The organism is Rathayibacter tanaceti, from assembly GCF_009834165.1.
Taxonomy (GTDB): domain Bacteria; phylum Actinomycetota; class Actinomycetes; order Actinomycetales; family Microbacteriaceae; genus Rathayibacter; species Rathayibacter tanaceti.
Genome location: NZ_CP047186.1, coordinates 3,051,148 through 3,063,468, shown reverse-complemented (window position 1 = coordinate 3,063,468; position 12,321 = coordinate 3,051,148). Strand labels below are relative to the sequence as shown.

Here is a 12,321-nt window from a genome sequence, read left to right as displayed (position 1 = left end):
CCGATGGAGGGGCGCCTCATTGAGGCGGCCCCTCCATCTTTTTTGGAGTGCTAATTCGGCCGATAGATGGTCGCGGACGAACTAGTCAACTGTGCGGCCCGCGGTGAGTCAGTGCACTCTCCCACGCGGCAGATATAAGCATCATCCCCAAGACCACGCAGAATAGATTGCGTTCGGATTATTTGTCAGAATTGCAACCAGCGACTTATTGCGATTATCGAAGGTGTGGTACGAATAGAGCGGAACCCCACTAGGGGCAATCGCGGTAACGATGGAAGCATGATCGAATGTATATTTGACACCAGGCTCGTCAGCCCAAATCCAGAAGGTTAGATCGCCTGCTGAGGGTCTCGAACTGTTCTGGACCAAGCGCAAGCGGCCGGTGGTGTGGTAGCCGTAATCAAAAAGCTCCTGCGCTTTTCCCCAACTGTCTGACACAACCAGGGGGCCTCCAAACCACGCATTCTCATTATCTTCGTTGCCAGAGTGCATTGGCCAACCGCCAGCGAAGAGAGCTTGAGAGACAAAATTTGCGCAATCATTCGGCATGTTCTTGTAAGCTAGCCAGCTGGCCCGATTCCTTGCATGGTCGAGCGCGTATTGAATAGCGGCCGCACGATTAGGGGCGTACCCGGTGTTGTCTACGCTTCGGGACGTGGCTTCTTTCCCTGTCGCAGAGTCCAATGAACTATTTTTCTGCACTGACCCCGCTTCCTCAGATTTCTGGGTTTGTAGAGATTCAGCGACATCTGCGTTCTTGAGGGCGTCGGGCGAGTAGGAGAGATGCTGTTGAAGCTGATTCAGTTTTGCAGAAACCTCGCCACTGGCTTGTTTAGCCTGCGCGGAACTACTTGGAAGAATTGTCACGGGTATGACGTCGTCTGAAATCGACTCGTGCCCTAGGCTGTCGAGTTTCCACAGGCCGTCTGAGAATTGAAAGGCGCCTTTCTGCTCGAGGGTGTAGAGGTTCGTTGAGCGAACATCCGCCGCGGCATAGCCCGACCGATTCACAGTTGTGGCCTCCTCGATAGTTGCAGTAGCGGAAGACGCGGTAATTACGATGTCACTGAGGGTGATCGTAGTTGAGAAGCTCGTAAAAATCTCTCCACCCTGGACGTAGAGGTCACGCTGAAGATTGAGCTTCGGATCTTCGTTGTCCACGACGCTTCTGCGATTGTTCGTTATAAGTCCTGTCGGCACAGGGTTGGAACTAATCTGCGGAGATGCCCGCTGAAGCGACTGGGCGTTTCGATGATTGAGATCCGCAGTTGCTGATTTACTCATGAGATCCTGTGCGACGAGTCCGAGTCTCGATGACCATACGACCACAGTCGATGACGCCAGAATTACGAGTTCACCATCATCCCTGAGGCGCAGCGTTGGACTCGACGTCGTGCCTTGGGTTGATGTCGTCCATAGAACTGCGTTATTCCCTCCGTAAATTACTAGGTTGGCATCGCCCTGAATCGCGAGTCGAGGAGCCCCGTTCGAGTTACTGCTCTTCGTAGAGAAGACGGGCGTCGACCCGTCTGAGACGACAAGGCTGCCGCTCGCCTGAAGTTGAGCCTTGTAGCGATTGTTGTACGAAGACAGATACTGACCTGATTTTAGCTCTCGCCCGGGCACAAGCAGATCCTGGTGGGCGCCAGTCCGTCCGCCTCGAGATGACCAGATAGCCACATTGCCTTCGGAATAAAGAACGAGATTGCCGTCATTTTGCATTGTGAGCACTGACTTCGATGCGGTAGCATCTGTTCCAGATGACCAAGTCGGGGCGTTGGTGCTCTTGTAGACGACTAGGTTGCCGTCGGTCTGCACTGCAAATTTCGCCCCTGGATTGCCATTTGTCCCGGAATTCCAAGTCGGTGTCGATCCTTGGTAGACGACGAAATTTCCGTCCGACTGCATTTTGGCACTGTATGCCCCGTCGGGCGAGGCTATTTCTTGGCCCGCAACGAGGTTGCTACCGGATTGAGCTGTATTCTTGTTGGCTGCGTAGCTAGGCGTCGAAATTATGCCGAGGAGCGATGCTGCGACTACAGCGATCGCCAAGATCGTTGGCTTTTTTGACGTGAATTGATGCTGTGGTGCATTTTCCCCCGTAATAGTTCGGCTAGAAATTCGGAGCATATCGTGATGTGTATTTTCTGTCGCGGGTTCTGGCGCAAAACATCGAATTGTGGCACGCTGGCGATAGATTCTTACGGGTCGACTTGAAGAGCGCACCCTTTGGGGTTACATGGATGATGAACGTATTCACAGACAACCGCGTTGGTGTCCCGAAGATGCTCGGAGGCAAACCGGCTCATCGCAATTGAGGGTGTAGTTGGGGTCTGAAGCCGCCGGTTTTGAGGAGGTTGCGGGTGATGTAGTTGGTGAGGTTGCGGAAGCCCGGGGCGGAGCCGCGGAGGTGTTCGAGGCGGCCGTTGATTGCTTCGGTGGGACCGTTCGAGGTGCCGGGTTGGTCGAAGTAGGCGAGGATGTTTGCGGCTCGTTTCTTCATCGTGCGGCCCAAGGTGATGAGCTCGGCGAGTGTTGTCGGGACGCCGCTGCTGATCGTTGTGATCAGGGCCTGCATCGCGGTCTTTCCCGCGGCGCGGTCGGGGTCGCGGTAGGCGGCGATCATGCGCTGATAGATCCCCTAGGTCATCTCGACCGCGACGTGTTCCTCGGCGGCGAAGAGGGCTTCCAGGCGGGCGCGTTGCTTTTCAGTGAGCAGCTTCAGCCCGGTGTGCAGGGTGCGCCGGACCGAGTAGAGCGGGTCGCCGGAACGACTACGGTGACCCATGGTCGCGTGTTGGATGCGTTGGCGGCAGCGATCCAGAGCGTCGCCTTTGCGCGGATCGGGGTGAGGTCGATGATCACGGTGACGGACGTGTCACCGTGGCGTGTGTGTCGCCAGACGTACTCGTCGACCCCGATCGTGGTGACCCGTCGAACCGGGTCGGGTCATCGATCAACACCCGTCGCCCTTCGGCGAGGACGGCGTCGTTCGCGGTATGCCAGGACACCCCCAGACCAGCTGCGACGCGGGCGACGGTGAGGTGTCCCACGACCAGGCCCTCCACCGCCCACCGCAGGCCGCGGCGGGAGATCTTCGCTCGCGGTTCGGCCGCCGCCGCCGTGTCGTGCCGCCAGACCTTCCCGCAGCCGGCGCAACTATAGCGGCGAATCCGGATCAGCAGGATCGTGGGCCGCCAGCCGAACGGTTCGTCCGCGAGGCCCCGCGTGACAGTGTCCCGAACGACGCCCTGCGCGCCACATTTCCGGGACCACGGGTCCGGTTCGGCGACGCGGCATTCCAGGACCACCCGGTCCAGTTCCAGGCATTCGCCGACGGCGCGTAGGCCGAGCTCGCCCAAGCAGCAGAAGATCATGAAGTCAGGGCCGCCGAAGGGAGCGTGGAGCACGTCCAGGTCTTTCGGATGGGTGTGTAGGAACTTCCATCTTCGGGAGACCTCGACCTCGTCCCCGGCCCCGACGCGCCAACCTCACACCCGCACCGCTACACCCTCAATTGCGAAGAGCCACCAAACCATCCGGATCGATATTTTGGCGCCAAGATAGTCGAGTGCACCCGGGTGCGATCATTGAGGCCTATTCAAAATGCTTCCCGGTAGAATTCTGCGCCGATGATTGCTGCGATGGTTTCGGCGAAGGGTCTGTAGGGGCGGCGGTAGTCGGTGTGGAGAATTATCCAGGTCTTCAGGTTCGCTGTCGCCTGCTCGATTTGGTAGCGGATGCGGTTGATGTGGGTGTTGACGTGTTTCTCTTCTTCGGAGAGTTAGCCGCCAGCAAGGTTCTTCTTCGGGGAGAAAATCCCGAGTCTGTTCTAGCCGCGGTCTCCGAAGTGGCGGGGTTCCTCGGCCGGGTCATCGAGGAAACCGGATTCTCGGAGCGCTTTTACGTCGCGGACACCGCCGGGAAGCTGGGTCGGAAACCCAGACACGGTGGCCATCGAGGGTGCCGGCGACGTGTAATTCATGCCCGTGCACTTGTTCTTCCCGGAGTACAGCTCGGGCCGGTCTCGCCGGGCCCAGCAAGGGAACAGCCTGCCATCGACGATGTACTGGCCGTTCGGGTCGAGGTCATCGACCGTCGGCATGCAGTCGACCAATGTGGCCGTCACAAGGGGCACGAACGCCGCGATGGTCCGCGAGATCGTCGGCTGCGACACGCCGACCATCTCCGCCAACTGAGGCTGGACGCTATTGCATCGCAGACAGGCCAGAGTGACGGCAACGGAACGGAAGAGAGCCACCGTCGGCTTCTTCCCCACTATCCGTTCCGCCCTCGACATCAATAGCGCTACCCTCGCGCAGAGATTCTATATTTCCGCCACAGTGAAACCTGTCCCGTGATACATCCGTGATGGTTCTTGCCGAAGATCGATTGTGTTAAATCAATTCTCTTAGGAGAATCGTCACTTTCAGTTATGCCACGTGTGCCCGAATCGACTCAATACAGGTGTTTTGAACGAATCTCATGAAAGGGTAAAGCGGTCTTTTATCCGCGGCAACGGAAACGGTTCAGGAATTCGGTGGCGGTAAAGGTGGAATTCGCTGTCAGGAATTGCAGATCCGGACACATGTCTTCTCGTAGCGATGCTGGCTGAGGTACGCATCCGAAATCCTCGGATCCGTTTTCGCGAATGCGAATTTGGCCGGTCTCTCCTGGGGAAAGCGTGAGGTGCGACCATGAGCATGCCCAATCGACAGGGCTCGCCGTGTCGTTGACGATGTTCACGTCGTGGGACGGGGCCTCGAGCAGCGTTCCGTGGATCCAGAATCCGACGAGGATAATGGAGGTCACGACTGACAGCGCAACGGCCGGCCATCGGCGGCGGCGAGATCCCTGGCGGCTCCTTCCGACAGCCTCCGTCTCGAAGATCCGAAAAAGGTTTCGACTAGTCATGGGGTGTCAGATCCCTCGCGTCACGATCGCGGCATCCGATGGAGGTGGGGCGATGAGATCTCGTTTGGTCACACTGGGACAATACGGGTGGAGGGTTCGGTGAGCGAGTACCTGAGCGAAATTTGTCGTACAGGACGGTCCTGAACCTCGATCGAAGCGCCCCGCAGCGTCGAGCCGCGGTCGCTGCGAGCCTCCGGGATGCCTCAGCCGGGATGCGCTGACGCCCCGCCGTGAGGAACCGCGCAGCGGCGGTACGATCACGGCGGGGCGCCTCAGCGCGACGCCACCGCGATCTCGATCGGTGCGCCCGGCAGCGTCGTCGAGGCGAGCACCGAGCCCGTCGCGATGTCGACGGCGTGCACCGCGGAGGAGGCCGGCTCGGTCACGTACGCGACGTCGCCCAGGACCGTCAGCGCGGGGTGCGCGTCCTGCCACTCGATCGGGCCCGTCCACGGGTCGATCACGGGGGCGGAGGCCGTGATCGCCCCGGTCTCGACGTCCATCGTGTGCAGGGCTCCGTCGGTGCCCAGGATCACGGCGTTGTCGTCGGCCGTGCGCGCGATGTCGCGCCAGGTGTAGCCGAAGTCGAGGTCGATCACGCGCGAGGTCTTCGCGACGGTGTCCGTCAGCACGACCTTCGAGAGTTCGACCCCCTCCTTGTCGGGATCGTCGTTGTAGTCGCCGACCGTGATCGGCGAGGTCTCGCTCACGTACTGGTTGCCGGTGCGGCCGTAGGGGTCCGGGGCCGTGATCTTCGTGAAGGCTCCGTCGTCGTAGACGAGCACGCCGTTGCTGCAGCCGAACACGGCGATCTCGTCGGCCGCCGCTCCCTCCCCGTGCACCGAGGGGCAGTCCTCGCTGCGGGCGGTCTCGGTGCGCGAGGCGTCCAGGGCGCGGACGCCGGTGCGCGACTCGCTGTCGCCGATGGTGGTCAGCAGGGTGCCGTCCTCGAGCTCGATCGAGACGCCGTGGTGCGCGGCGGGAGCCGGCACCGTCTCGGTCTCGGGCAGTCCGCCCGCGAGCAGGTCGTCCGAGGTGTAGATCGTGGTGTCGCCTGTACCGTCCGAGAAGAGGATGGTCTTTCCGCCGTGCCGGACGACGTGCCCAGGCGTCGGCGCGTCGAAGACCAGGTCGGTGAGCTCGGGCTCGCCGCCCGTGTCGAGCACCTGGAAGCCGGTGTCGGTCGAGACGAGCACGTGCCGCCCGTCGCCGGCCGAGTTGAGGCGCACGAAGCCGGAGTGGGCGATGTCGCCCTCGGTCTCGAGCGTGGCGGCGTCGAGCACGACGAGACCTCCGTCGTAGCTGAGGGCCACGCGGGGGCCGGTGTCGGCGGAGGCGGCGGGCAACGCGGGCGCCGCGCCTCCCGGGCCCGAGCAGGCGGTGAGCGCGAGGGCCGCGGAGGCGGCGAGTGCGGTGCCGACGAGGGCGCGGCGGTGGCGGTGGTTCATGGGTTCCTTCCGAGGTGGTGGTCGTCGATCAGGGGGACAGCCCCGAGACGAGGAGACGCTCGTTGGCGCGCATCATCTCGAGGTAGGTGGGGGCGCCTCCGTCGGCGGGGGTGAGCGACTCGGTGTAGAGGGCGATCACCTCGACGTCGACGTCGGCCTCGTCGGCGAGCACCTGCACGAGGCGGTCGGGCTGGGAGGCGTCGGCGAAGATCGCGGGAACCCCCGCCTCCTCGATCGCCTGCGTCAACTCCTCCAGGTCCGAGGCGCTCGGCGCGGCGAGCGTGGTCCCGCTCGGCAGCACGGCGCCGATCACGCGGAAGCCGTACCGCTCGGCGAGGTAGCCGAACACGTGGTGGTTGGTGACGAGGACGCGGCGCTCGGCGGGGATCGCGGCGAACGCCTCCGCCAGCTCGCCGTCGAGGGCGACCAGCTCGGCGCGGTAGGCGGTCGCTCGCTCGCCCGGCGCGGCTCCCGCGGCGGTGAGGGCAGGGCCGAGCCCGTCGACCACGTCGATCATCCGCTGCGGGTCGGTCCAGAAGTGCGGGTCGGTGGCGCCGTCGGAGTAGGCGAGCGGCTCGATGAGCTCGCCCGCGGCGATCACGGGCACGCCCGCCTCCGCCGCCGCGTCGACCTGCTGCTGCAGCCCCTCCTCCAGCCCGAAGCCGTTCGACACGATCAGGTCGGCGTCGAGGATGCGCGCCGCCTCCTGCGCCGAGATCTCGAACGAGTGCGGGTCGGCGCCGGGCGGCATCAGGGTCATCACCTCCGCCTCGTCGCCCACCAGCTCCTCGACGACATCGCCGAGGATGTTCGTGGTCACCACGATCAGCGGCCCGTCGGCCGAGGCGGTGCCCGAGCAGCCGGCGGTCAGTGCGCCGAGCGCGAGCGCGGCGGAGACGGCGACGGCGCGCACGACGCGGCGGGCGGCGGCGGGCGCCCCTGCCCGCCTCCCGGCCCTCATCGGCCCGTCTCCACGAGGTGCCGCGCGCCGAGCTCGAGACTCCGCGCCACGCGGGCGGAGTCGCCGTAGTCGATCTCGTGCACCAGCCCGGTCGACGGCGAGTTCACGGAGGCGCGGGCCGCGTCGATCTCGATCGTCACGCCGTCGGGGAGGCGGCCGTCGACCAGGTCGGCAGCCAGCAGCGGCTCCGTGGCGGCCACTCCGTCGGGCCCGAGCACGACCACGCGGCCGCTGCGGTCGACCCCGACGACGGTGCCGTCCGCGTCCGAGACGGCGCTCGCCGCGAGCAGCGGCTCGGGCGAGGGGAGCAGGGCCCAGCTGCGCTCGCGGGTGTCGAGCAGCCAGGCGCCCCGCTCGCCGGCGACGGCGGCGACCTCTGGCCGGCCGGGCCGCCCCGAGAAGGCGGTCGCGATGTCGGCGGCGGGCGTCCCCTCCGGGTAGGCGATGCGCTCGAAGGCGATGCCCTCGCCGGACTCGGTCGCGAGCACCGCTCCGTCGGAGCAGCCGAAGACCGCGCCGACGCGGGTGAGGGCCGAGCCGTGCAGACCCATGCACGGGGCGGTCGGACCGCTCGGCTCGCCCTCGTCCTCGCCCTCGCCCGAGGACGCGGTCAGCGTGGCGCCGTCGATGCTCCCTACGACCTGGTCGCCCAGCGGCAGCAGTGCGCCGTCGTGGGGGGTGCCCTCGAAGCGCCCGAGCTCCGAGATCTCGCCGCGGCTCAGCGCCTCGGCGTCGAGCACCACTCCGGTGCCGGAGCCGGGGAAGTACAGCGCCGTGAGCGACGCGGACGACGCGACCCGCGCCTCTCCGCCGCCGCCGTCGAGCTCGCCGACCACGCGCGGCTCGGCGACGTAGTAGTGCGAGTGGTCGCCGTGCGGGACCGTCCAGGCTCCGCCGTCGACGATCGTCAGGGCGCCCTCGGTCGAGGCGAAGACGTAGCGGCCGTCGGTGCTGAGGCCGGTCGCGTCGAGTGTGGCGAGCGTCGAGGACTCGCCGGTCGCCGGGTCGAGCGCGGTGAGCGCGCCGTCGTCGGCGAGTCCGACGAGCCGCAGCGGCGCCTCCTTTACCTCGCTGGCGCCCTCGGTCCGGCCGAAGGTGTCGCCGGCGGGCGTGCCGGGGGTGGCGGGCGCGGCGGTCGAGGAGCAGGCGGTCAGCGCGGCGAGTGCGGCGGCGCTCACGAGCAGGGTGAGGCGGGAGGGGTACGTCACGGCAGGGAGGGCTCTTCCTTCAGGAGGCGGGCGGGGGCGGAGGCGCGCAGCCGGTCGACGCCGACGCGCACGCCGGACGAGACGACGACGAGCGCGACGGAGGCGGCGGCGATGCTGGCGCCGGCCGCGGTGGAGGCGTGCCACGAGACGAGCAGGCCCAGGAGCACGGCGACGGCGCCGACGCCGGCCGCGAGGGCCATGGTCGACGGAATGCTGCGCGCCCAGTGGCCGGCCGCCGCGGCGGGGGCCAGCAGCAGCCCGACCACGAGCAGGCTGCCGACGGCCTGGTACGAGGCCACGACCGCGAGGGTCACCAGCCCCACCAGCACGACGTGCGCCCGGCGCGGATGCAGGCCCAGAGTCGTCGCGACCCGCTCGTCGAACGCGAGCGCCACGAAGGCGCGGTGGAACACTGCGACCACGACGAGCACCGTGGCGAGCGCGGCGGCGAGCAGGAGCAGATCGCTCTCGCCGATCGCGAGCACGTCGCCGAAGAGGATGGCCGTGAGGTCGGTGGCGAAGGAGCGTGAGCGCGAGACGATGATCACTCCCAGCGCCAGCATCCCCACGTAGAACAACCCGATCGTGGTGTCGGGGGAGGAGCGCCGGCGCCGCCCGAGCACGCCGACTCCCGCGGTCATCACGCTCGCGCTGACGGCTGCGCCGATCACGGGAGGCAGGCCCAGGAGGGTCGCGATCGCCACGCCGGGCAGAAGTCCGTGGCCCATCGCCTCGCCGAGGAACGCCATACCGCGCTGGACCACCCAGGTGCCGACCACGCCGCAGAGCGCGGCGACCAGCACGCCTCCGAGGAGCGCGCGCAGCAGGAACCCGGAGGCGAACGGATCGAGGAGGAACGGCACAGGAGGAGACCCTACATGAGAACGATTATCGTTATAGTTACAGCATGACGACCGTGACGCCCCCTCCACTCCGGCACGTCGGTGTGCACGGCGTCTCGGCCGCCCACGCCGGGATCCCCGCGCTCACCGGCGTCGATCTGGACCCGTCCCCCGGCCGCCTGACCCTCCTGATCGGCGCGAACGGATCCGGTAAGTCGACGCTCCTCTCCGTCCTCGCCGGCGCGCATCCGGTGACCGCCGGGCGTGTCGAGAGGGCTCCTGGAACAACGATCGGCTTCGTCGCCCAGAGCAGCACGGTGCCCGATCGGCTGCCCCTGAATGTGCGCGAGACGGTGACGATGGGCCGCTGGGGGACGGGGCGCCTGCTGCGCGCCTCCGACCGCGCGATCGTCGACGAGTGCCTGGAGTCGCTCGCGATCGCCGACCTCGCCCGCCGCCCCCTCGCAGGCCTCTCCGGCGGCCAGCGCCAGCGCGCACTCGTCGCCCAGGGACTCGCCCGCCGTGCCGATCTGCTACTGCTCGACGAGCCCTCCGCGGGCGTCGACTCCGCCGCGCACGCCCTGATCCGGGCGGCCGTCGCCGCCGAGGTCGCCCGCGGTGCGACAGTCGTGGAGGCGACCCACGATCCGACCCTGCGCGGGCCCGCCGTCGACGTGGTGCACCTCGCCGACGGTCGCCGCGTGCTCTGACGCCGCCCGCGCCGCCCCGCCGGAGGCCGGGCTCAGCGCGCGAGCGCCGCCAGCTCGGCCCGGGTGCGCGCGCCCGCCTTCCGGAGCAGGTTCGACACGTGGAACTTCGCCGTGTTCTCGCTGATCCCCAACTCCGAGGCGATCCCGTGGTTGGAGGCGCCGAGCGTGATCAGGTGCAGCACCTCGCGCTCCCGCCCGCTCAGCGCCGCGAGCTCGAGCCCGTCCGGCTGCGCCGGCGGATCGAGCGGCAGGCGGATCGACAGCGTCGATCCCCAGCCCGCCGTCGAGGCGATCTCGAGGTCGCCGTCGAGCCCCCGCACCCGCTCCGCGATCGGGCTGAGCGCCTCATCGTGGGCGGTCAGTTCGCCCCGGCCGTCGTCGCGGATCTCAATCAGCAGGTTCACGCCGTCGCAGTCCCACTGGATCCGCACCCGCCGCGTCTCCTCCGCCTCGACGAACGCGAGCACCGCGCGCCGCACGATCGCGCGCGCCGCGTGCGCGACCTCGCCCGGGAGTGCTCGCCCGTTCGCGGGCGGCTCCACGAACTGCACGTCGAGGTCGGCGAACCGCACCAGTGGGCGCAGGTCGCCGCGGAGGCGCGCAAAGGCGCCGATCACCGGTTCCAGCATCGCGCTGCGCTGCTCGTCGGTCGTGGTGCGCAGGTCGACCAGCGCGTTCGTCGCGATCTCGGTCGCCTCGGCGCGCGCGGCCCGATCGTCGAGCCGTGGCGACCGCAGCGCGGCCAGCATCGACTCGAGCGTCACGGCGTGCCGGTCGGCCTGGTCGGCCACGAGGCGGGCGTGCTCGAGCAGCACCGAGCGGGAGGCGGGGGAGTCCATGCCTTCGAACCTACCCGGCACGCCTACCCGTAGTGGTCCGACCCACCCGACCGGGTAGGTCCTCCTGGCCCATCAGGGGGCGGCCCCGTGGCGCCGCTCGGCGCACGCTGGAGGCATGAGCGACACCTCCGATCCGACCGCCGACCCCGCCGCGGCCCTCACGGCGATCACGGCCGAGGTCTCGGCCGCCGCCGAGGCGCTCGCCCGCGACGTCGAACCGCTTGAGCGGGTCGCCTCGCTCCTCGCCGGCGCCGAGCGCGTCTTCGTGCACGGGGCCGGCCGCTCCGGCCTCGCCCTGCGGATGACCGCGATGCGCCTGATGCACCTGGGCCTGCGCGTCCACGTCGTCGGCGACGCGACCACGCCCGCGATCGCCGCCGGAGACGTCCTGCTCACCGCCAGCGGATCCGGCGCCACCGCCGGCATCGTCCGCGCCGCACAGAGCGCGGTCGACGCCGGAGCCCGAGTCGCCGCGCTGACGACCGACGCCTCCTCGCCGCTCGCCGAGCTCGCCTCGGCGGTCGTCGTCGTGCCCGCCGCCGACAAGCTCGACCGCTCCGGCCGTGCGTCCGCGCAGTACTCCGGCGGCCTGTTCGAGCAGGTCGTCGTCGTCACCGGAGACGCTCTCTTCCACGCCCTGTGGAAGCGCAGCGGGGCCGACGCCGACGAGCTCTGGCCGCGCCACGCGAACCTCGAGTGACGCGCCCACCCCTTTCGGGACCGCACCCGCGCTCCCGCCCCACCGATCAGGAAGAAGCACCCATGAAGCTCCAGTTCGCCATGGACACTCTCAGCACCGAGGCCGCCCTCGAGCTCGCCGCCGCAGCCGCGCCGCACGTCGACATCCTCGAGCTCGGCACTCCGCTCGTTAAGAGCGCCGGAGTCTCGGCCATCACCGCGATCAAGCAGGCGCACCCCGACAAGATCGTCTTCGCCGATCTCAAGACCATGGACGCCGGCGAGCTCGAGGCCGACCTGGCCTTCTCGGCCGGAGCCGATCTCGTCACCGTCCTCGGCGTCGCCGGCGACAGCACCATCGCGGGAGCCGTCACCGCCGCGAAGAAGCACGGCAAGGGCGTCGTCGTCGACCTCATCGGAGTTCCGGACAAGGCCGAGCGGGCGAAGCAGGTCGTCGCGCTCGGCGCCGTGTTCGTCGAGATGCACGCAGGCCTCGACGAGCAGGCCGAGGACGGCTACACCCTCGACTCGCTCCTCACGGACGGAACGTCCTCCGGCGTCCCGTTCTCGGTCGCCGGAGGCGTCAGCACCGACACGATCGAGGCGGTCCAGCGCTCGGGCGCCCAGGTCGCCGTCGCCGGCAGCGCCATCTACAGCGCTCCCGACGTCGGAGCCGCCGCCGCAGCCCTCCGCGCCGCGATCTCCTGACCTCGCTGGGCGC

Annotated in this window: 10 protein-coding genes and 1 pseudogene; 3 read left to right on the top strand and 8 right to left on the bottom strand. The window is 67.6% G+C overall.

Going from position 1 to position 12,321, the window contains the following annotated elements; genetic code table 11:
• Window positions 1-141: 141 nt before the first annotated feature.
• The 7 genes and pseudogenes from GSU10_RS14455 to aztB form a co-directional block, all read right to left on the bottom strand.
• On the bottom strand, window positions 142-1,908 hold the full coding sequence (locus tag GSU10_RS14455) for a bulb-type lectin domain-containing protein (RefSeq protein WP_158286144.1): 1,767 nt from the start codon (window positions 1,906-1,908) through the stop codon (window positions 142-144).
• Between the two features lie 397 nt (window positions 1,909-2,305).
• Window positions 2,306-3,377, bottom strand: a pseudogene (locus GSU10_RS14450) (transposase).
• 455 nt (window positions 3,378-3,832) lie between these two features.
• Window positions 3,833-4,261: a hypothetical protein gene (locus GSU10_RS14445; protein WP_132505278.1), complete on the bottom strand. Its 429-nt coding sequence runs from the start codon at window positions 4,259-4,261 to the stop codon at window positions 3,833-3,835.
• Window positions 4,262-5,186: 925 nt separating this feature from the next.
• Window positions 5,187-6,362: a zinc metallochaperone AztD gene (aztD, locus tag GSU10_RS14440; RefSeq protein ID WP_132505281.1), complete on the bottom strand. Its 1,176-nt coding sequence runs from the start codon at window positions 6,360-6,362 to the stop codon at window positions 5,187-5,189.
• A 28-nt stretch (window positions 6,363-6,390) separates the two neighbouring features.
• Window positions 6,391-7,323, bottom strand: a complete 933-nt coding sequence (aztC, locus tag GSU10_RS14435) for a zinc ABC transporter substrate-binding protein AztC (protein ID WP_132505284.1) — start codon at window positions 7,321-7,323, stop codon at window positions 6,391-6,393.
• Window positions 7,320-8,531: an ABC transporter gene (locus tag GSU10_RS14430; protein ID WP_132505287.1), complete on the bottom strand. Its 1,212-nt coding sequence runs from the start codon at window positions 8,529-8,531 to the stop codon at window positions 7,320-7,322. The genes aztC and GSU10_RS14430 overlap by 4 nt, the downstream gene beginning before the upstream one ends.
• On the bottom strand, window positions 8,528-9,394 hold the full coding sequence (gene aztB, locus GSU10_RS14425; protein WP_068213722.1) for a zinc ABC transporter permease AztB: 867 nt from the start codon (window positions 9,392-9,394) through the stop codon (window positions 8,528-8,530). The genes GSU10_RS14430 and aztB overlap by 4 nt, the downstream gene beginning before the upstream one ends.
• A 44-nt stretch (window positions 9,395-9,438) precedes the next feature.
• On the opposite strand from aztB, the gene GSU10_RS14420 reads away from it, so the two are divergent.
• Entirely contained in the window at window positions 9,439-10,083 is a 645-nt protein-coding gene (locus GSU10_RS14420) for an ATP-binding cassette domain-containing protein (RefSeq protein ID WP_132505290.1), read from the top strand.
• A 32-nt stretch (window positions 10,084-10,115) separates the two neighbouring features.
• Here GSU10_RS14420 and GSU10_RS14415 read toward each other — a convergent pair whose 3' ends face one another.
• The gene (locus tag GSU10_RS14415) at window positions 10,116-10,922 is read right to left on the bottom strand and encodes a LuxR C-terminal-related transcriptional regulator (protein WP_132505294.1); all 807 of its coding nucleotides are present in this window, start codon (window positions 10,920-10,922) and stop codon (window positions 10,116-10,118) included.
• 115 nt (window positions 10,923-11,037) lie between these two features.
• Here GSU10_RS14415 and hxlB point away from each other — a divergent pair, with 115 nt between their 5' ends.
• Window positions 11,038-11,622: a 6-phospho-3-hexuloisomerase gene (gene hxlB, locus GSU10_RS14410; RefSeq protein ID WP_132505297.1), complete on the top strand. Its 585-nt coding sequence runs from the start codon at window positions 11,038-11,040 to the stop codon at window positions 11,620-11,622.
• 62 nt (window positions 11,623-11,684) lie between these two features.
• A complete protein-coding gene (gene hxlA, locus GSU10_RS14405; protein WP_068212349.1) occupies window positions 11,685-12,308 on the top strand; it encodes a 3-hexulose-6-phosphate synthase in 624 nt (207 codons plus the stop codon).
• Window positions 12,309-12,321 lie beyond the last annotated feature (13 nt).